At 33.5% G+C, this 19,232-nt stretch carries 14 protein-coding genes; 9 read left to right on the plus strand and 5 right to left on the minus strand.

Annotation, left to right across the window (positions count from 1 at the left end; genetic code table 11):
- Positions 1–21: 21 nt before the first annotated feature.
- The 4 genes from D1818_RS17365 to D1818_RS17380 all read right to left on the minus strand — a co-directional run bounded on the left by D1818_RS17365 (position 22) and on the right by D1818_RS17380 (position 6,732).
- Positions 22–1,611, minus strand: coding sequence for a RagB/SusD family nutrient uptake outer membrane protein (locus tag D1818_RS17365; RefSeq protein ID WP_118460231.1), 1,590 nt, complete (start codon positions 1,609–1,611; stop codon positions 22–24).
- A gap of 21 nt (positions 1,612–1,632) precedes the next feature.
- Positions 1,633–4,704, minus strand: coding sequence for a TonB-dependent receptor (locus D1818_RS17370; RefSeq protein WP_118460232.1), 3,072 nt, complete (start codon positions 4,702–4,704; stop codon positions 1,633–1,635).
- A 282-nt stretch (positions 4,705–4,986) separates the two neighbouring features.
- Positions 4,987–6,003 (minus strand): GntR family transcriptional regulator, encoded by a 1,017-nt coding sequence (locus D1818_RS17375; protein WP_118460233.1) that lies wholly within the window; start codon positions 6,001–6,003, stop codon positions 4,987–4,989.
- A 42-nt stretch (positions 6,004–6,045) separates the two neighbouring features.
- Positions 6,046–6,732, minus strand: coding sequence for an NUDIX domain-containing protein (locus D1818_RS17380; RefSeq protein WP_118460234.1), 687 nt, complete (start codon positions 6,730–6,732; stop codon positions 6,046–6,048).
- 166 nt (positions 6,733–6,898) lie between these two features.
- Here D1818_RS17380 and galK point away from each other — a divergent pair, with 166 nt between their 5' ends.
- Together galK and D1818_RS17390 are read left to right on the plus strand one after the other, a co-directional pair.
- Complete coding sequence (gene galK, locus D1818_RS17385; RefSeq protein ID WP_118460235.1) at positions 6,899–8,056, plus strand: galactokinase; 1,158 nt, start codon at positions 6,899–6,901, stop codon at positions 8,054–8,056.
- A complete protein-coding gene (locus tag D1818_RS17390; protein ID WP_118460236.1) occupies positions 8,040–9,083 on the plus strand; it encodes a UDP-glucose--hexose-1-phosphate uridylyltransferase in 1,044 nt (347 codons plus the stop codon). Before galK ends, D1818_RS17390 begins: the two co-directional genes overlap by 17 nt.
- A 14-nt stretch (positions 9,084–9,097) precedes the next feature.
- Here the strand turns inward: D1818_RS17390 and D1818_RS17395 are convergent, their stop codons facing one another.
- Positions 9,098–9,553, minus strand: a complete 456-nt coding sequence (locus tag D1818_RS17395) for a GAF domain-containing protein (protein ID WP_118460237.1) — start codon at positions 9,551–9,553, stop codon at positions 9,098–9,100.
- A 90-nt stretch (positions 9,554–9,643) separates the two neighbouring features.
- On the opposite strand from D1818_RS17395, the gene D1818_RS17400 reads away from it, so the two are divergent.
- From D1818_RS17400 to D1818_RS17430, 7 genes are all read left to right on the plus strand, one after another.
- Positions 9,644–10,108, plus strand: coding sequence for a hypothetical protein (locus D1818_RS17400; RefSeq protein WP_233558484.1), 465 nt, complete (start codon positions 9,644–9,646; stop codon positions 10,106–10,108).
- Positions 10,109–10,230: 122 nt separating this feature from the next.
- Positions 10,231–13,911 carry an efflux RND transporter permease subunit gene (locus D1818_RS17405; protein ID WP_118460238.1) on the plus strand — a complete coding sequence of 1,227 codons (3,681 nt, stop codon included), beginning with the start codon at positions 10,231–10,233 and terminating at the stop codon, positions 13,909–13,911.
- Positions 13,912–15,243 carry a TolC family protein gene (locus D1818_RS17410; protein ID WP_118460239.1) on the plus strand — a complete coding sequence of 444 codons (1,332 nt, stop codon included), beginning with the start codon at positions 13,912–13,914 and terminating at the stop codon, positions 15,241–15,243.
- Positions 15,244–15,281: 38 nt separating this feature from the next.
- Positions 15,282–15,845: a DUF3347 domain-containing protein gene (locus D1818_RS17415; protein WP_118460240.1), complete on the plus strand. Its 564-nt coding sequence runs from the start codon at positions 15,282–15,284 to the stop codon at positions 15,843–15,845.
- Positions 15,842–16,564, plus strand: coding sequence for a heavy-metal-associated domain-containing protein (locus tag D1818_RS17420; protein WP_118460241.1), 723 nt, complete (start codon positions 15,842–15,844; stop codon positions 16,562–16,564). Before D1818_RS17415 ends, D1818_RS17420 begins: the two co-directional genes overlap by 4 nt.
- 15 nt (positions 16,565–16,579) lie before the next feature.
- Positions 16,580–17,278 carry a PepSY domain-containing protein gene (locus D1818_RS17425; RefSeq protein ID WP_118460242.1) on the plus strand — a complete coding sequence of 233 codons (699 nt, stop codon included), beginning with the start codon at positions 16,580–16,582 and terminating at the stop codon, positions 17,276–17,278.
- Positions 17,279–17,283: 5 nt separating this feature from the next.
- Positions 17,284–19,005: an efflux RND transporter periplasmic adaptor subunit gene (locus D1818_RS17430; RefSeq protein WP_118460243.1), complete on the plus strand. Its 1,722-nt coding sequence runs from the start codon at positions 17,284–17,286 to the stop codon at positions 19,003–19,005.
- Positions 19,006–19,232: the final 227 nt, after the last annotated feature.

Here is a 19,232-nt window from a genome sequence, read left to right on the forward strand (position 1 = left end):
ACAATTACTTGTGTTATAAGTTTAGTATCCATCATTCTGATCTAAGTTAGGGTTGGCCTGTAATTCTGGCAATGGAATCCATAAAAGTTCATCTTGTCCAGTAGTAAATACGGCAGCTGGTCCTGCAAGAGATTTAGGATGACGCCCTCCTGCTACAGTAGAGCCAGGGCCTAATATATCATCTGCTAATTCCCAACGTACTAAATCGAAAAATCGATGCCCTTCACCGGTTAATTCCATAACTCGTTCATCTATAATAGCTTGTTCTACTTCTTCTTTGGATAATGTATTAGGTAATAGCGAAATCTGTGCGCGTTCTCTAACTTGATTGATGAATGGTATGGCATTTGGCGTGGCGCCATTTTCATTAAGAGCTTCGGCTAACATTAATAATACATCAGCATACCGAATGATTCTCCAGTTAGTTCCTAATGTATGTCCAAAACCAGGAATTTCTGAGCTAGATAAACCCTCATCTAAACCTGCATATTTCCTAGAAAATAGAGCTGGAACTCCTCGGTTTTCTGCTGTTTCTATACTTGGAGCGAAATCTTCTACAAACGGAGTTCCTCCATATCCGGTAGCTCCAGGATAATCAAAGGCAATGGTCGCATTTCTTCTTACCATATCTCCGTTATCTTCAAAAACTTGAAGGATATGTGGATTTATGACATGTCCTTGATCTAGGCTGATATGTGGAGGAGAGTAATCAATGTACCAATTGGATTGAGATCCTGTAAGTGGCGAGTCTGCTCCCCAAACAAAATTATCTTGTTCTACATATTGTAGTTCGTATACAGATTCTGTATTATTTTCTAGAGAGGAATTAGATGAAAAATTATTCCTATAATTTTCAGAAGGAAGTAAAGAATATCCCAGTGTAGTTACTTCTGTAAAGTCCGTAACAGCATTTGCCCAGTCTTCCATATATAAATAGGTTTTTCCTCGTAATGCAAGTGCTGACCCTCTGGTAGGACGTCCTACGTCGTTTGACCCCCAAGATTGCGGAAGTCTGTTCACAGCCTCTGTCAGGTCTGCAATGATCGCTTCGTTAAACATTGCCGGTGTGGCGTTAGAAGGGAAAAACTCTTCTGGGTTTTCAGTGTTCGGTGTTTGCATAACAAGTGGAGCAGTTCCAAAAAGATTTAGTAAATACCAATTACAGAATGCACGTTGAAAATGTGCTTGTCCTAAAATTTCATTTTGAACTTCTCCTGATAGCACTCCGTTTTCTGCATCTTCTTCAATAATTTTATTAGCTCTAGCGATAGATTGATATAATTGAGGATATAAGTCTACTGCCCATCTAGAGATACCAGGCTGTCCTTCTAAAGTAGACATTGTTGTATTTTGTTGGAACGGAATTACGTTGTAGGCGTCTGATCGTAACATAGCACCAGTATGGATAACTCGTCCCCAAAATAAAACAGCAGTTATAGGATGATACATACCATTAACAGCAAGTCTAAAGTCATTTTCCGTTTGGAAGAATTCAGGTTCTGCTACATTATTAGGATTCGAAATATTAAGGTCTTCTTCATTACAGCTATAATACATTACTAGAAAAAGTAATAGCGTTATAAAAGGAAATAGTTTTTTAATTGTTTTCATATCGTATTCTTTTGTGTGTTTTTAAAATGACATTTGTATCCCAATCATAAAGGTACGAGGCCTAGGTTGCGATCTTACATCAAGTCCTCTGTCAAAAACAGAATCAGCACTAGTTAATGGAGTAAAACCAAAGAAACCGCGATTAGTTCCTAATCCACTATTGTTGGATCCTATTTCAGGGTCATATCCAGAATAATTTGTAATAGTAAATACATTCTGAATATTAGCAAATACTCTAGCATTAGATACCCATTCTTTTCCTATAAAATCATTAAAGTTATATCCTATTTCGAGAGTTTTCAGACGGAAAAAAGAACCATCTTCTACAAAGAAATCTGATGGAAGCTGGTTTCCGGCAGTATCCTGAGTTGTTACGCGAGGAAGATTTGTATTTGGGTTCTCAGGAGTATACGAATCTCTTACAATTCCAAATTTGTTATCATCCAAGAAGAAATACCCAAAGAATTTGGTAACATTATAAATTTCATTTCCTTGAACTCCATTAAAAAAGGCACCAAGATCCCAGTTTTTATAATTTACAGACAAGTTGAGACCATATGTGAAATCTGGTGTTGGATCACCTAAAGAAGTCTGATCTTCGTCATTTATTCTACCATCATTATTAATATCTACTCTTCTAAAATCTCCCGGTTGTAGCAATGCTCTTCGATCTGGATCATTAGCCAGAAAAGGATCGTTGTCGATTTCTGCTTGATCATTATAGATTCCATCTGTCTTAAATCCAAAGAAAAATCCTAAAGGTTGTCCAACCTCAAAACGATTTGCTCTTAAACCTTCTTCATTATATGAAGGACCTACAATTGGATTTGGAGAATCTGTTAATTCATTTTGGATGGCTGAAATATTAAAACCTACATTAAAGGTCAAATCACCACCTTTGTCATAGCTGTAAGCTGCTTCAAATTCAAAACCTTTATTATTAATAGATGAAGCATTTTGAAATACAGGGTTTACAGACCCATTAGAATCAGGAATAGCAACAGCTTGGATCACATCCTCATTATCTCTGTTAAAATAATCTAAGCTTAGTTTTAAATTATTGTCTAATAACGAAGTGTCTACACCAAAATTAATAGTTTTTGATGTTTCAAAACTTAAGGTAGGATCTACTAAACTTGTAATAGCAAATCCTGGAATTTGACCAGAAGAACCTCCAACAGTGATCGGAGAATTTGGTTCTACTACGGATTGATTTGAAAAGGGATCCACATTTTGAGATCCTAGTTCTCCATATCCAGCTCTAAACTTGAGTGAATTAAAGAGTCCGTCCTGATTAAAGAAGCCTTCGTCACTGATTACCCATCCAACAGAAAAAGAAGGAAATGTACCTGTATTAAACCCGTCTGCAAAAAGAGAAGTCTTATCACGACGAACTATAGCGGTAAATAAATATTTTTGTTTGTAATTATAGTTTACACGCCCAAAGGTTGAGAAAAGTTTATTATCAAAACGACCTCCACCAGAGTTTATAATATTATCAGTGAACTGTGCTATATTGGTGATATTATTACTAGGAAGTCCTTCCGCATAAATGGCAAGCGTATTTGTAGTGATATCTTGGCGAGCACCTCCTATGAGAACATCAAAATTATGTTCTCCAAAACTTTTTTTATAATTAAGAGTAGGCTCGACATTTGTAGCATAGCGTTCTCCTCTAACTTCAGTAAGATCATTCAGGGGATTATCATTTACTTCACTATCTATATTACTTTGAAAGAATGTGGGTTGAAATGTGTTTCTATAAAAATTAGTGTATTCGGTTCCTACATTTAGTTTAGCAGTAAGTCCTTCTATAATTTCATAAGAAAAATTCATGTTTCCTAGAAAATTACGTTCTGTATTCTGATCATTAACTAATTGTGCGTTTGCAAATTTATTAGTTCCACCAATTCCGAAAACAGGATCACTAATAGCTTCAAATCCTCCTTCATTTTCAGGGGCAAAAGGACGAATAATAGGGACAGTACCTCCTTGATTTCCAAAAGCGTTATTACGTGTAAATCGGTTTTCAGAAAACCCGAAAGATTCCTGTATTTTAAGCTTTCCTATTTTAAATTCACTATTTAGACGTATATTTTTACGGTTGAATTCTTCACTGATTAATAGTCCTTCTTCATCGTAATAGTTAGCACTAAAAAAGTATTTTGAGTTTTCACCACCACCAGATATATTAAATCCATAATCTTGAATTGTACCTGAATTTATACTTAAATCTTGAAAATCTGTGTCAATTCCTGGATCAGGAATGTTTCCAGCAAGACCATCGTTAATCCTACGTTGGTTAAGAAACGCGATATACTCGGAGCCATTTAGTAAATCAAGTTTTCTGGGTTGTGTGTTAACTCCACTTCGTATGTCGATATTTACGGTAGGAGAAGAGTTTTGTTTACCTCTATTGGTTGTAACTATAATCACTCCATTTGCAGCACGAGAACCATATATTGCTGCGGATGTTGCATCTTTTAGTACTTGCAGATTTACAATGTCTTTTGCATTCAAGAAATTTATATTATCAGAAATAGCACCGTCAACTACGTATAGAGGGAAGGAATTAGTTAAAGAACTAACTCCACGTACAAAAACATTTGCGGGACTACCCGGCGCCCCACCTGCTGTTTCTACCTGAACTCCTGCAAGCTTACCTTGTAAGGCCGAAGTTGGGTTTGCTGTAACGACTTGTGCAATGTCTTCAGTCTTTATTTGGGATATAGCACCTGTAACATCTCTCTTAGATTGTGAACCATACCCTACAATAACTATTTCATCTAATGCTGCAGCATCTTCCTCAAGTGTTATGTCTATGGTAGTTTTACCATTTGTTGGTATTTCTGCAGTTATAAAGCCTACATAACTAAATATTAAAATAGCATTATCTGCCACATTATTTAAGGTATACCTACCATCGAAATCCGTAGTGGTACCATTATCAGTCCCTTTTACTAAGATGTTAACTCCGGGCAAGGGGCCATTAGGTTCATTTACCGTTCCCGAAACAGTTTGTTGTGCGCTAGCCAGGGTGGTTGTTAGGCCAATGAGTAACATCATGATACGATTAAATATTTTTCGCTTCATATGATTTGTGTTTGTTAATAGTTTTTTTCTGAGTTGAAGTTAGATAAGAGTATTTAATTATGCTATGATACTCTATGCTACTTTACAAAAGTAAAATATTTATTTTGATATCAAAAAATAAAATCACAATTTTTTGAAATATATGTAATTAATCAATTAAATAAATAAGAATATGTAATATTGTCTCTTTGTCGGAAATAAATAAATGACCTAGCTTTGTCTAGGAAAAACAAGAGTAATTTAGATGATATTAATTTTTAGTATCTAAAAAGAGAAAAAAAACTATAGAGAATTACGTTGTCGGAGATAAGTAGGAACAATTTCTTGAATAGGTTTTCCTTCTTTAACAAAATGAGCTGCTTTTTTTGCAATATATGTGAAATCAGTAGAAATTGTCGTTATACCACCAAAAGCAATCTCTTTTATAATATTATCATCATGGGCCAGAATGCCTATATCCGATCCAATTCGATATTCCATTTTTCGAGCATCTTTTAGAACCTTCCAAAGTTGCGTGTCACTAATAGAAAAGTATGCCGTACTTTTTGTCAATGTATTAGGTTCATAACTATCTACTACTTCGCCATTAATATCGTAATCTGATATATAACGATTAAAAGCATGTAGAATTCCTGGAGGGAAATCAGAGTATTTCTTAAAGAATAACACAAACCTTTTGTATTTTTTTATTTGGGTAGTAAGCTCCACTAGTTTTAGGTATGTTACTTCCTCAAATTCTTGAGAAATATAGGAATAATCTTTTGGCATTTTTAAATACCGGTCTACAATTAATAATCGGTCAGACGGTATTTGTTTCATCATTGATGAAACTTCTTTTTCCTGAATTGGAGCTATAACATACATACCATATTTACGTGATATATTATCTATTACTGTTTTAAGTAAAGTAAGGTTATTGTGGTGAAAGAAAATATCAATATGGTATTTTTTACCAAGTTCTTTTCTGAAAGTATTGTAAAAATCTTCCTGAAAACTATGGAATGCAAATAAAATTAATGCGACCTTTAACTTTACATTAGTTTCTTCACTAATGATATAATATCCTTTAAGATTTTTGGATTCTACTAGTCCGCGTTCTTTTAATTCGGTATATGCTTTTACAAAAGTTTTTCTGGCATATCCTACTTCTGCGACCATTTCATTAATAGAAGGTAATTTGTCTCCTACTTTTAAAACTCCGGAATCAATGGCACTTATAATTCCATTAACAATTTGCTCGTGCTTCGATAGCGAATTTATATCCTGAAGGTCGTATATTTTCTGAAGTAACGATGACATAGTAATTGCGAGTTCTAAGATCTATAAATTTAAGCTTAAATACTAGATTTCAAAATTATATCCAGATTCTTGTAGTTTTTGATATCTGACACGGTCAAATTTATATAGATAGGCACCTTTTTTAGAACCACTTTTGTCTTTTTCTTCAAGCTTAATAATTACATCAAAGGAAAGTATTTTTTTTCGAAAATTTCTGGGGTCTAATGATTTTCTGTAAATAGCCTCGTACAATGCTTGTAGTTGGGGTATGGTAAATTTTTCTGGCAAAAGCTCGAAACCAATAGGTTTATATCTAGCAACGTCTTCAATTCTTTTTAGAGCATCGGATACCATAAGATTATGATCTAGAATTAATTTGGGAATTGTATCTATGTCAAACCATGCTGCTTGGTTTTCTTTAACTGTATTTTTTATATTTTCATTAATACGTATTAAAGCATATTGAGCAATTGATACACAACGGAATCCTGGGTCTCTATCTACAGAACTATATGTTTTTAGCTCTTTCATATATACATTTTTAAGACCAGTAGATTCCTTTAGAATTCTTTTTGAGGCGTCAGAAACGCTTTCTCCGATTTTCACAAAACTTCCGATAAGAGATAATGAGTTCTTGAAAGGATTTATTTTTCGATTAAAAACTAATAACTTTAGTTTTCCGTCTTCAAACCCAAAAATGATACAATCAACGGCAACATAAAATTTATCTTTTTCTTGGTACGAGTTCATGTTATTATTTAACAGATTTTATTATCCAGAAATGGATTTAGCTGCAAATTAGTAAAAAATACAGCATTAACAATAAATGTAAAAAATACATTTATTATATTTGTTTCGTTTTCAGAATTAAAATAGGTGTTTGCTTCAGACCTATTTATCATATTATATTAAAAAAATGGCAATACATAAGAGTTTTGTAAAAGGCTTTAAGTCAGAATTGGTTGTTCACTCTCCAGGAAGAATTAATTTTATTGGCGAGCATACTGATTATAACAATGGATTTGTCCTGCCAACTGCCATAGATAAAAAAATAGTATTCTCTTTTCAGAAAAATGACTCTGAGCACGAGTGTAAAATTTATAGTTCATCTTACGATAAAATGCTTGATGTAAATCTATCTGATCTGAAACCAAGTAAAGAAGAATGGGAGAATTATATATTAGGAGTACTTAGTGAAATCTCTAAAATTTCGAATGGTGTAAAAGGTTTTGATTGTATTATTGAGAGCCAATTACCAATTGGTGCTGGAATTAGTTCTTCTGCCGCTCTAGAATGCGGGTTAGCTTATGGTCTTAATGAACTATTTAATCTTAACCTCTCTAAAATAGAACTTGTTGAGCTTTCACAACGTGCAGAACATAACTATGTGGGAACTAAGTGCGGGATCATGGATCAGTTTGCATCAGTGATGAGTGAGAATGAGAAAGTAATTCTTCTGGATTGTAAATCAAAACATTATCGATTAATCGATGCTCATTTTGAACCTTATAAAATTTTATTACTTAATACTAACGTTTCACATAATCTAGCATCTAGTGAATATAATACTCGTAGAGAAGAATGTGAGAGGGTAAGAGAAATTATTTCTAAAACATATACCAAAGTCAAATCTCTGAGAGAAGTTACTAAAAGTATGTTAGATGAATATAGAGATGAGCTTACTGATGTTCTTTATAGGAGAGCATATTATGTAATTGAAGAAAATGATCGAGTGCTTCAGGCCTCAGAGTTACTAGAAAAAAAAGATATACAAGGTTTTGGAAAATTAATGTATCAGTCTCATAGAGGATTACAACATTTGTACGAGGTAAGTTGTCCTGAATTAGATTTTTTAGTAGATTTTTCTGAAGATTATAGTCAGATTATCGGTTCCAGAATGATGGGTGGTGGTTTTGGAGGATGCACTATTAATCTAATACATGCTGATAGTGTTAATGATTATATTATAAATGTCAAAGAAGCATATAGAAAAGAATTTAATATAGAGTTAACCTCTTTTGTAACTGTTCCGAGTCAGGGAACTATAATACAAGCTAATGGAACAAAACATTAATCAAAACCCACATAGAAGATTTAATATTTTAACGGGAGAATGGGTCTTGGTATCACCTCATAGGACCAAAAGACCATGGCAAGGAAAAACAGAGGAACTTTCCAAGATTTCTAAAGTATCCTATGATGAAGATTGCTATCTATGTCCTGGAAATAAAAGAGCGAGTGGTGATATCAATCCCAATTATCAAAAACCATTTTCATTTATTAATGATTTTTCAGCATTATTTTCTGAGGTTCCTAATGAAAAGGTTGAGATAGGGTTACTTCGAGCAGAAGCAGAAATAGGTATATGTAAAGTAGTTTGTTTTTCACCTAATCACGGGTTGACACTCCCTATCATGAAAGTAGAGGAAATAGCATCAGTAATCGAACTATGGAAGCATGAATTTAGTGTTTTGGGAAGTATGAAGGACATAAATTACGTGCAAATATTTGAGAATAAAGGAGCAATTATGGGGTGTAGTAACCCACATCCTCACGGACAAATATGGGCTCAAAAATCGATACCAGAAGAGGTTAAAAAGAAAACAATACGGCAGAAAGAATATTGGGATACACATAAAAAACCACTTTTGTTGACGTATTTAGATCAAGAGTTAGAGCACAAAGAAAGAATTTTAATAGAAAATAATCATTTTGTAGCATTGGTTCCATATTGGGCAATCTGGCCCTATGAAACAATGATTATACCCAAAAGAAATATTCAGCGTATAGATCAATTAACTAAAGAAGAGGTGATTAGTTATGCGGAGATTATAAAACAATTAACTACAAAATATGATAATATTTTTAAAACCTCATTTCCTTATTCCGCGGGAATACATCAGGCTCCAACAGATGGTTTAAACCACGAGGAGTGGCAAATGCATATGGCATTCTATCCTCCATTACTTAGATCATCGAGTATAAAAAAGTTTATGGTAGGGTATGAAATGTTTGCAAATCCTCAGCGTGATGTTACTGCAGAACAAGCCGCTAAGACAATTAAAGAGCAGCCAATAGAACATTACTCTTTACAGTTATAGATTAATTCTAATAACTATAAAATCTTAGCAACCTCTTGGTTTACAAATTCCAGAAACCTTTCATCTTTTTCTGTAAATGGATCAGGAGTTTCAGAATCAATATCTATTTGTCCGATGTTCTCTCCATCTTTAAACAGCGGAATAACAATTTCGGATTTTACAGTAAAACTACAAGCGATATAATTGTCCTGAGCCTGAACATCAGGGACTATGAAGTTCTCATTAGAAACTGCAACCTGACCGCAAATCCCTTTTCCAAATGGTATGATAGTATGATCAGTTTCCTCACCAACGTATGTTCTTAGTTTTAGCTCTTCTTTATTACCATTTTTGAAATAAAAACCAACCCAATCGTAGTATTCAATAGTATCATTAAGCAATTGACAAATTTGATGTAATCTATCAGTAACAGGATTGTCTTCATTTTTAAGTATGTCAACAACCTTGGGTTTTAATTTTTCAAATAGCATTCCTTACAATTTTCCGGCAAAAGTATTTAAAATATTTAAAAGTGCGGGTTTTTTAGAATGGTATTGTTTTGTTAAAAAATTCTAAGGAAAATGCAAAAAAATAGCGATTCTGTAAATATTACGTATTTTTGCTTATACATGAAAAAAGGTTTTCAGAAAATAACAGCAACTTTATTAACCTGTTTGGTATTGCTTTCTACATTCTCATTTACTGTAGAAAAGCATTACTGTGGACGTTTTTTGGTTGATGTTGCAGTATTTTCTAAAGCCAAAGATTGTGGGATGAAAATGATGAGGCATTCTGATAATCAAAGCATAGAAACGAATAAAAAATCGTGCTGCAAAGACGAGATAATTGTGCTGGAAGGACAGGATGAACTTAAAGTTTCTTTTGATCAAGTAGGTTTTTCTCAACAAGTATTCATCGTATCCTACGTACATTCTTATATGAATCTCTTTTCTCTGCCAGAAGAAAAGCATTTGATTTCTAAGGAATATTCTCCACCCGAACGGGTCACGGATATTCTCATTCTACACGAGACTTTCTTGATTTAATTTAGTTTACTATTCTTATTTGATAAAAGTAATCTATGCGGTTATTTGTATCAAAGAGATGTTGTTTCTAACATAAAGAATACAACTGACTTCAATTAATAGTTGACTAAATCTTATTATATATGCTCAATAAAAGCATTAAATTTTTAATCGAAAACAAGTTCATAGCAGTTTTATTGCTACTGATTTTAATAGGTTGGGGACTCATCCATTCGCCTTTTCAATCAGATCTGTTTTTTTTACCGAATCATCCTGTAGCAGTCGATGCAATTCCTGATATTGGAGAAAATCAACAGATAGTCTTTACGAAATGGTCTGGAAGATCTCCACAAGATATTGAAGATCAAATTACATATCCACTTACTACCTCCTTATTAGGGGTTCCTGGAGTAAAAACCATTCGTAGTTCTTCTATGTTTGGGTTTTCTAGCATTTATATCATTTTCGAGGAAGATATAGAATTCTACTGGAGTCGCAGTCGAATCCTAGAGAAACTAAATTCATTACCGAATAAGTTATTACCTAATGGAGTAACTCCATCATTAGGTCCTGATGCTACAGGCTTAGGTCAAATATTCTGGTATACATTAGAAGGGCGAGATGATCAGGGAAAAGTTACCGGTGGTTGGGACTTACATGAGTTAAGAAGTATTCAGGATTATTACGTTAAATATGGTTTATCCTCAACCAGTGGAGTTTCTGAAGTAGCATCGATTGGAGGATATGTCCAGGAATACCAGATAGATGTTAACCCTGAATTAATGAAGCAATATAATATTGGATTACATCATGTTGTAAAAGCTGTAAAAGAGAGTAATCGTGATATTGGAGCTCAAACTCTGGAGATTAATCAGGCGGAATATCTAGTTCGTGGTTTAGGATATGTTAAATCCATTGCTGATATAGAAAATGCAGTTGTGGGTGCCGAAGAGTATACTACAATTAGGATAAAAGATATTGCAAATGTTTCTTTAGGACCATCGGCCAGACGTGGTATTCTTGATAAAGAAGGGGCTGAGGTTGTAGGTGGAGTAGTAGTAGCTCGATATGGAGCAAACCCGATGGAAGTGATCGCCAATATAAAGGATAAAATCAATGAACTAAGTTCAGGATTACCGTCTAAAATTCTTAAAGACGGTCGTACTTCTCAGTTAACAATAGTTCCTTTCTACGATAGAACTGAATTGATTCAAGAAACCTTAGGAACGTTAAAAGAAGGATTAACTCTAGAGATATTGATTACTATTTTGGTGATTGTTATTATGGTTTTTAATCTTCGAGCTTCTATTTTAATTTCTGGATTATTACCAGTAGCAGTTTTGATGGTTTTTATAGCCATGAAAATGTTTGGAGTAGATGCTAATATAGTAGCGTTGTCAGGAATTGCTATTGCTATTGGTACCATTGTAGATGTAGGTGTTATACTTTCAGAAAACATCATACGACATGTTGATGAAAACAAAAAAGAGTTACCGGTTAATATGATAGTGTATAATGCTACCACAGAGGTTTCTGGTGCTATTCTGACCGCTGTTTTGACTACTATTGTAAGCTTTATTCCGGTTTTTGCTATGATAGGAGCAGAAGGAAAACTTTTTCGCCCATTAGCATTTACGAAGACTATGGCGTTAACAGCTTCTATTATTATAGCCTTGTTTTTAGTACCTCCTTTTGCTGCATATTTATTTAGAAAACGATCTATTAAAAAAACGATGAGCTACACAATCAATATTGCACTAATTGTAGCCGGAATGATAGTGGTTTCTTTTGGCGTTTTATTAGGCCTTATACTGATCGCGTTTGGGATATCCAGAATTTTACAACTTACCAATAAACTTTCTGTAAAGAAAGCACATCTAATTCATATTATAATCTCTGCGATAACTATTGTTTTTTTGCTGGCAGAGTATTGGAGACCTTTAGGAGTTGATAAAAGTATTTTTTGGAATTTGATCTTTGTAGGATGTATATGCTTTGGATTGTTAGGAATATTTTCTTTATTCAGAAGGTATTATGTTATCGTTCTAAACTGGGCACTTGATCATAAATTGTTATTTATGTCATTACCTATAGGAATAGTAATTTGTGGTGTGTTTATTTTCCAGAATACAGGAAAGGAATTTATGCCATCCCTTAATGAGGGTTCTTTTCTATTGATGCCAACTTCACTACCTCATGCCGGAGTTGAGGAAAATAAAAGAGTATTACAGCAGTTGGATATGGCCGTCGCGACAATTCCAGAAGTAGAAACTGTTGTTGGTAAAGCGGGAAGAACAGCATCTGCACTGGATCCTGCTCCATTATCCATGTATGAAAATATCATTCTTTATAAACCCGAATATATTTTAAATGAAGAAGGCGAACGTCAACGTTTTAAAACGAACGATAATGGATTATTCGAGTTGAAGGATGGACGTTTTGTTTCTACTGCAAAAGCTAAGAAGAGTCAATTAATTCCTGACGAAGATGGAGAATATTATAGAAGTTGGCGGCAACATATTAAATCTCCCGATGATATCTGGAAAGAAATAGTAAGAGTAACCAAGCTTCCAGGAGTAACCTCTGCTCCAAAATTACAGCCTATAGAAACGAGGTTGATTATGCTTCAAACTGGAATGAGAGCACCAATGGGGATCAAAGTAAAAGGGCAAGATTTAACCTCTATTGAAACTTTTGGTATACAATTAGAAGCTATTTTAAAACAAGTAGAAGGGGTTAAATCTGAAGCTGTTTTTGCCGATAGAATTGTAGGGAAACCTTATTTGTTGATTGATATAAATCGTGATCGTATTGCACGTTATGGAGTTTCTATAGAAAAAGTTCAACAGACATTAGAAGTAGCTCTAGGAGGAATGACACTTGCAGAAACTGTTGAAGGAAGGGAGCGTTACGGAATAAGGGTACGATACCCTCGAGAACTGCGTTCTAACCCAGAAGATATTAAGAATATTTATATTCCTGTAGCACAAGGAAATCCAATTCCTCTAAGTGAATTGGTAACAATTAGATACGAACAAGGGCCACAAGTAATAAAAAGTGAAGATACATTTCTTGTAGGGTATGTGCTGTTTGATAAATTAGATAGCTATGCAGAAGTTAATGTAGTAGAAAATGCCCAGAAGTTGATCAAAGAGAAAATAGATACTGGAGAAATAAGAGTTCCAAAAGGGATTAGTTATCAATTTACGGGCACCTATGAGAATCAAATGCGAGCCGAGAAAACACTTTCATTCGTGGTTCCTTTGGCGTTACTTATTATTTTTATGATATTGTATTTTCAGTTTAAATCAGTGGCTACATCTCTTATGGTTTTTACAGGGATTGCAGTAGCTTTTGCTGGTGGATTTTTGATGATTTGGTTATATGGACAAGATTGGTTTTTAAATATTAATCTCTTTGGTGAGAATTTGAGAGATTTATTCCAAATGCATACAATCAATTTAAGCGTGGCTGTTTGGGTGGGATTCATAGCTTTATTTGGTATTGCCACAGATGATGGAGTCGTTATGGCAACCTATTTGACGCAAACTTTTAAAAGTAATAAACCAAAAACATTAAAAGGAATCAGAACTTCTGTAGTAGAAGCAGGTGTAAAAAGAATACGTCCTTGTCTAATGACTACTGCTACTACGATTCTAGCATTACTGCCTATTTTAACATCAACAGGAAGAGGAAGTGATATTATGATACCAATGGCAATACCTAGTTTTGGAGGAATGCTAATAGCATTGATTACCTTGTTTGTTGTGCCTGTATTATTTAGTTGGAGAGAAGAGATTATTTTAAAGAATGAAAAGTTATAAATGAATACAAGAGTAAAGACAAAAGAACAAAGAGTGAGGAGAATTGACAAAATGTGCAGTAATATGAAAGTAATAATGGATTGGTTTAGCAGTTTTATAAATCTAGATCTTAGAATAAGAAAGAAGGAGTCTTTGCTTTTCTTTTTCCTACTCTCTTTTCTTTTTTCAAACGGACAAACGTTACAAGAATATATAAAAGAGGCAAAAGAGAACAATCCAGAGCTCAAAGCTTTTCAGAATGGATTAGATGCTAGTATCGAAAAAGTAAATGAAGCGGGAAGCTTGCCTAACACTAAGATCGGTACAGGATATTTCATCAGTGAACCAGAAACTAGAACAGGTGCTCAAAAAGCTAGGTTTTCGGCGCAACAGGACATCCCATGGTTTGGTACTATAAAAGCAAGAAAAGAAACGGCGTCCACAGAAAGTGATGTGCATAAAAATGAATTAGAAATTGCAAAAAGAAAAATCACGCTACAAGTGGAGCAAACTTATTATAAACTATATGAGCTTAAAGCCAGTCAGAATGTATTAGATGAGCAAGATAAATTATTAGATACGTATATTGAGATTGCACTTAAAGAAGTAGAAAATAATAGAGCTTCTACCGTAGATGTTTTAAAATTGAATATCGCAAAAAATAATCTTGAAAATCAAAAGGAAATTCTAAAAGGAGAAATTCTTACTACAGAAACAGCTTTGAATCAATTACTACATAGAGATGGTTTTGATCCATTAGTGGTTCCAGATAATTTATTTATTCCAGAAGAAGAGCCAACAATGATGTTGAATGATATCACTTATCATCCAGAATTAATTACATATGACTATCTAAATGAGCTACTAGAAAAAAAAGAGAATGTGAATGCTAAAGAAGCTTTGCCATCCATAGGTTTAGGATTAGATTATGTAATTGTTCAGGAACGCCCTAACATAAATTTTTCTGATAACGGTAAAGATATCATTATGCCTATGGTTTCCCTTTCGGTTCCACTTTTTTCTAAAAAACATAAATCTCGTTCTAAACAATATGAGTTTCAGAAAGAAGAGGTATTTCAGAAAAGAGAAGCTTCTCAGAATAATCTGGAAAACCTGATGGAAGAAGCTATAAATAATAGGATTACTGCTCGTATTAATTATGATACACAACAGAAAAATATAGAACAAGCAAAGCAAGCAGAGAAGATACTATTGTCTCAATACCAAACCGCTCAATTAAATTTTGAAGAGATATTGGATATTCAGCAAATGTTATTGGCTTTTGAAAATAGAAAAATACAGGCGATAGCAAATTATTTTTTGCAAACCGCTGTTCTTAATTACTTACGTTAATAAATATTAAAAAATATAACCCTACAAAAATTAAAAAAATGAATAAAATAGTTTTAAAAATTACGGTCGCTATTATAACTCTATCAATAGTATCGTGCGGAAAGGATAAAAAAGAATCAGTAAAACCGGTTCCGGCGAAAGAAGAAGTTATTAGTCCAATTGATGTAGATCTCAATATCACAGATTCCAGAAGTGAAGTAGTTTTTACGGATGAAAATATTGATAAAATATATGGTCAATATTTAATGATAAAAAGAGGATTGGTAAACTCTAATTACGAACTAGTGTGCAAGGAAGCAAAAAAACTGGATGAATTTCTTAAAGATGCTGAAGAAACCAAACAATTAAAGGCGACCGCAAAGCTGATTTCACTTACTAAAGATGTTAAAAAACAAAGAGATTTTTTCGTTACGCTAACTGCAGAAACCGAAAAACTGATTAGTACTGCCGATATTACTTCTGGAGAAGTCTACAAGCAGTTTTGTCCGATGGCTTTCGAAGGCAATGGAGGATATTGGTTGTCTGATTCTAAAGAAGTTCGTAATCCTTATTATGGAAATAAAATGTTGAAATGTGGTAGTGTGAATCAAACGATAAAATGAAAAAGAAATATCATATAGAAGGAATGACTTGCGAAGGATGCAGATCCGGTGTAGAAAATATACTGAATGCGATTCCTGAAGTTACAAGTGCTACAGTGAATCTTGAAAACAAAGAAGCCAGTGTCGTGTCTAAAAAACAGTTAAACATTGAAGTTTTCAAAAAAGCAGTGCCGGATAAATATACAATTACGGAAAAAGCAGATAAACCTATTGGTAATCACCAAATTTCAAAAGAGAAAAGTGAATTACAACAATTATATCCGCTTTTCTTGATTTTTGGATATATCACAATTGCTTCTTTTTTAATTAATTATAATCCTTGGAGTATGGATGATTTTATGCTGGATTTTATGGGGTTATTTTATGTAGTATTTAGTTTTTTTAAACTTCTCGATCTAAAAGGCTTTCCGGAATCTTTCCGGATGTATGATCCTTTGGCAAAAGTATTACCAACATATGGTTTGGTGTATCCTTTTATCGAAGTCGGATTAGGACTTCTGTTTTTAATGCGTTTTAAGATTAACATTGCTTTAGGGGTAACAATTCTGGTTTTAGGGATAACAACCGTAGGTGTTATTAAAGTACTAGTTGATAAAAAAAGTATTCGATGTGCATGTTTAGGAACAGCCCTAAAATTACCAATGACCAAGGCTACTTTTATAGAGAATGCCATCATGTTAGTAATGGCAATATGGATGTTCATAAAGATATATTCTTAAGAAAAAGATACAATAATGGTTAAAAGAAAAACGGCAGTAGTTATAAGAAAAACCCATCGATACTTAGGTATATTTTTGGGTATACAATTTCTGATGTGGACTATTAGTGGTTTGTATTTCAGTTGGACGGATATTGATGAAATACATGGGGATCAGTTTAAGAAAGAAGTAACTCCGATTGCCCACGATAATTTGTTAAGGTTAGGTGCTATTCCATATGCTCAAAGTGTTTTTTCTTTAGAATTAAGGACTATTGCAGACAAGCCTTATTATTGGATTAATGATAGTGTATTGATAGATGCTGAATCTGGGAAAATAAAACCTAAAATTTCTGGTGAAGAGGCACTAGAGGTTGCTTCAGCACATATGATAGAAAATTTAGAGGTTACATCTATTGAATTAATAACAGAAGTAGGAAAGCATCATGAATATAGAGGAAGAGCATTACCTGCTTATGTAATTAGTTATGATCATCCAGAAAACGTAAAGGCATATATATCTGTGTTAGATGGTTCATTTCAGAAGGTTCGTCATAAATCGTGGAGGTGGTTTGATTTTTTATGGATGACACATACTATGGATTACGAAGGAAGAGATGATTTTAATACAATTGTATTAAGAGCTTTCTCCTTGTTAGGATTGATAACGGTGCTTAGTGGTTTTGCACTTTGGTACATTTCCTCACCAACACTCAGAAAAATTTTCAAAAGATAAGTGAAATGAAGAAGAACATTGTTTATATAGGAATAGCATTATTGACAGGATTGCTTTTGGGATATCTTATTTTTGGAAGAAATACTAGCAAAGAAGCTGAAGTAGCGCACGCTCACAATAAAGAGGTTTCTGATCAAACATGGACCTGTTCTATGCATCCACAGATTATGCAATCAGAATCAGGAGATTGTCCCATATGTGGGATGGATTTAATACCTACTGAAACTAATGATTATGGACTAAGTGCAGATCAGTTTAAGATGACCGAAAACGCTATTGCTTTAGCTAATATTCAAACTTCTATTGTAGGAGGAATAATGGTAAATTCTGAAGAGTTAAAACTTTCTGGTAAAATCAAAGAAAATGAAGAAGCTAATACGGCTCAAGTGACTCATTTTTCTGGTCGTATGGAAAAACTTTTTGTAAACTCAGTAGGAGAGCAGGTAGATAAGGGACAGGCTATTGCTACCATTTATTCACCTGAGTTAGTTGCCGCACAACAAGAACTATTAACCGCTTCAAAACTTAAAAAAAACCAACCGGAATTGTACAAAGCAGTTAGAAATAAATTAAAACTCAGAAAACTTTCCGAAAAGCAGATCAATCAGATAGAATCTTCTGGAGAAATTAAAGAAACTTTTACACTATATTCTCACGTCTCAGGAGTAGTTTCTCAAAAAATGGTAGAGGAAGGAAATCACATTGATAGAGGTCAGATACTATATAGAATGACAAACTTAAGTACTGTTTGGGCTTCTTTTGACGTTTACGAAAATCAAATTGGATTGATAAAGAAAGGGCAAAGTATCAAAGTCAAAACAAATGCATACCCTAACGAAAATTTTGATGCAACAATTTCATTTATAGATCCAATTTTGAATGCGACTACAAGAACAATTACTGCAAGAGCAGTATTAAAAAATAGTAATTCAATTTTTAAACCAGGAATGTTTGTTGAGGGAATTATTTCGGTTAATAATGCAGAATCGAATACTACTATTCTAATCCCTAAAAGTAGTATATTATGGACTGGAGAACGCTCTGTTGTGTATGTTAAGACACAATCTGACCAAGCGGTTTTTGAGATCAGAGAAGTAATCCTTGGTGATTCTAAAGGCGATTCTTATTTGATTCTTGAAGGGCTTAAAAAAGGAGAAGAAATCGTAACCAATGGAACTTTTACGGTAGATGCTGCCGCTCAATTACAAGGAAAAAAATCCATGATGCAGCGCAATAAGATAACAGATAAGGTTAATGATGAAGAAAAAATTAGAGGGATGAATTTGCCTAATAGTTTTCAAAAAGAATTTGCAGCAAACTTATCGGCATACTTTCTTTTAAAAAATGCTTTAGTCGCAAGTAACCCTAATAACGCTTCTCTGTTTTCGGAACGGATGCTAAGAGGGTTAAAAACCATAAATACTTCTGAATTACAAAAAAAAGAATTGCATAATGTTAATATGATTATTCAAAATTTAGAAGGAATGGTCGATAAAGAAGATTTAAAAGATCAACGGGAGCATTTTGTAATGCTTAATGAAAGTTTAGAAGCATTAATTAAAAATTTGGGCACTCTTTCAGATACAATCTATATCCAAAAATGTCCTATGGCAAATAGTAATAAAGGAGCTATTTGGTTGAGTAAAGAAGAAGAAATCAGAAACCCTTATTTTGGAGACCAAATGCTTACTTGTGGCAGCGTGATTGAGACTTTAAGTAAAAATTGATATACATTCTACAGTCGATTTTAACATTGTGAATGTTAAAATATTAACTTATTGTTTCAATTGTAGGCCAAAACAACGTATCTTTAATGTAGGGAAATATTGGATTACGTTTTTTAATAGATTACAATTGCTAGAGCTGTATGGTTTTTTTATAATGAAAAAACGATACGGATGCTTATCATTCTGCTTAAGTTATTCTAATAAATGTAATCAGAAACGAAAGGGAT

It is taken from the genome of Aquimarina sp. BL5 (genome assembly GCF_003443675.1).
Classification (GTDB): Bacteria; Bacteroidota; Bacteroidia; order Flavobacteriales; family Flavobacteriaceae; genus Aquimarina.

Excerpts from the sequence above, each read along its gene's own strand:
- D1818_RS17415 (WP_118460240.1), top strand. The coding sequence starts at position 15,282 with ATGAATAAAATAGTTTTAAAAATTACGGTCGCTATTATAACTCTATCA.
- D1818_RS17430 (WP_118460243.1), top strand. The coding sequence starts at position 17,284 with ATGAAGAAGAACATTGTTTATATAGGAATAGCATTATTGACAGGATTG.
- D1818_RS17370 (WP_118460232.1), bottom strand. The coding sequence starts at position 4,704 with ATGAAGCGAAAAATATTTAATCGTATCATGATGTTACTCATTGGCCTA.
- D1818_RS17395 (WP_118460237.1), bottom strand. The coding sequence starts at position 9,553 with ATGCTATTTGAAAAATTAAAACCCAAGGTTGTTGACATACTTAAAAAT.
- D1818_RS17420 (WP_118460241.1), top strand. The coding sequence starts at position 15,842 with ATGAAAAAGAAATATCATATAGAAGGAATGACTTGCGAAGGATGCAGA.
- D1818_RS17390 (WP_118460236.1), top strand. The coding sequence starts at position 8,040 with ATGGAACAAAACATTAATCAAAACCCACATAGAAGATTTAATATTTTA.
- galK (WP_118460235.1), top strand. The coding sequence starts at position 6,899 with ATGGCAATACATAAGAGTTTTGTAAAAGGCTTTAAGTCAGAATTGGTT.
- D1818_RS17425 (WP_118460242.1), top strand. The coding sequence starts at position 16,580 with ATGGTTAAAAGAAAAACGGCAGTAGTTATAAGAAAAACCCATCGATAC.
- D1818_RS17380 (WP_118460234.1), bottom strand. The coding sequence starts at position 6,732 with ATGAACTCGTACCAAGAAAAAGATAAATTTTATGTTGCCGTTGATTGT.
- D1818_RS17365 (WP_118460231.1), bottom strand. The coding sequence starts at position 1,611 with ATGAAAACAATTAAAAAACTATTTCCTTTTATAACGCTATTACTTTTT.
- D1818_RS17405 (WP_118460238.1), top strand. The coding sequence starts at position 10,231 with ATGCTCAATAAAAGCATTAAATTTTTAATCGAAAACAAGTTCATAGCA.
- D1818_RS17410 (WP_118460239.1), top strand. The coding sequence starts at position 13,912 with ATGAATACAAGAGTAAAGACAAAAGAACAAAGAGTGAGGAGAATTGAC.
- D1818_RS17375 (WP_118460233.1), bottom strand. The coding sequence starts at position 6,003 with ATGTCATCGTTACTTCAGAAAATATACGACCTTCAGGATATAAATTCG.
- D1818_RS17400 (WP_233558484.1), top strand. The coding sequence starts at position 9,644 with ATGCAAAAAAATAGCGATTCTGTAAATATTACGTATTTTTGCTTATAC.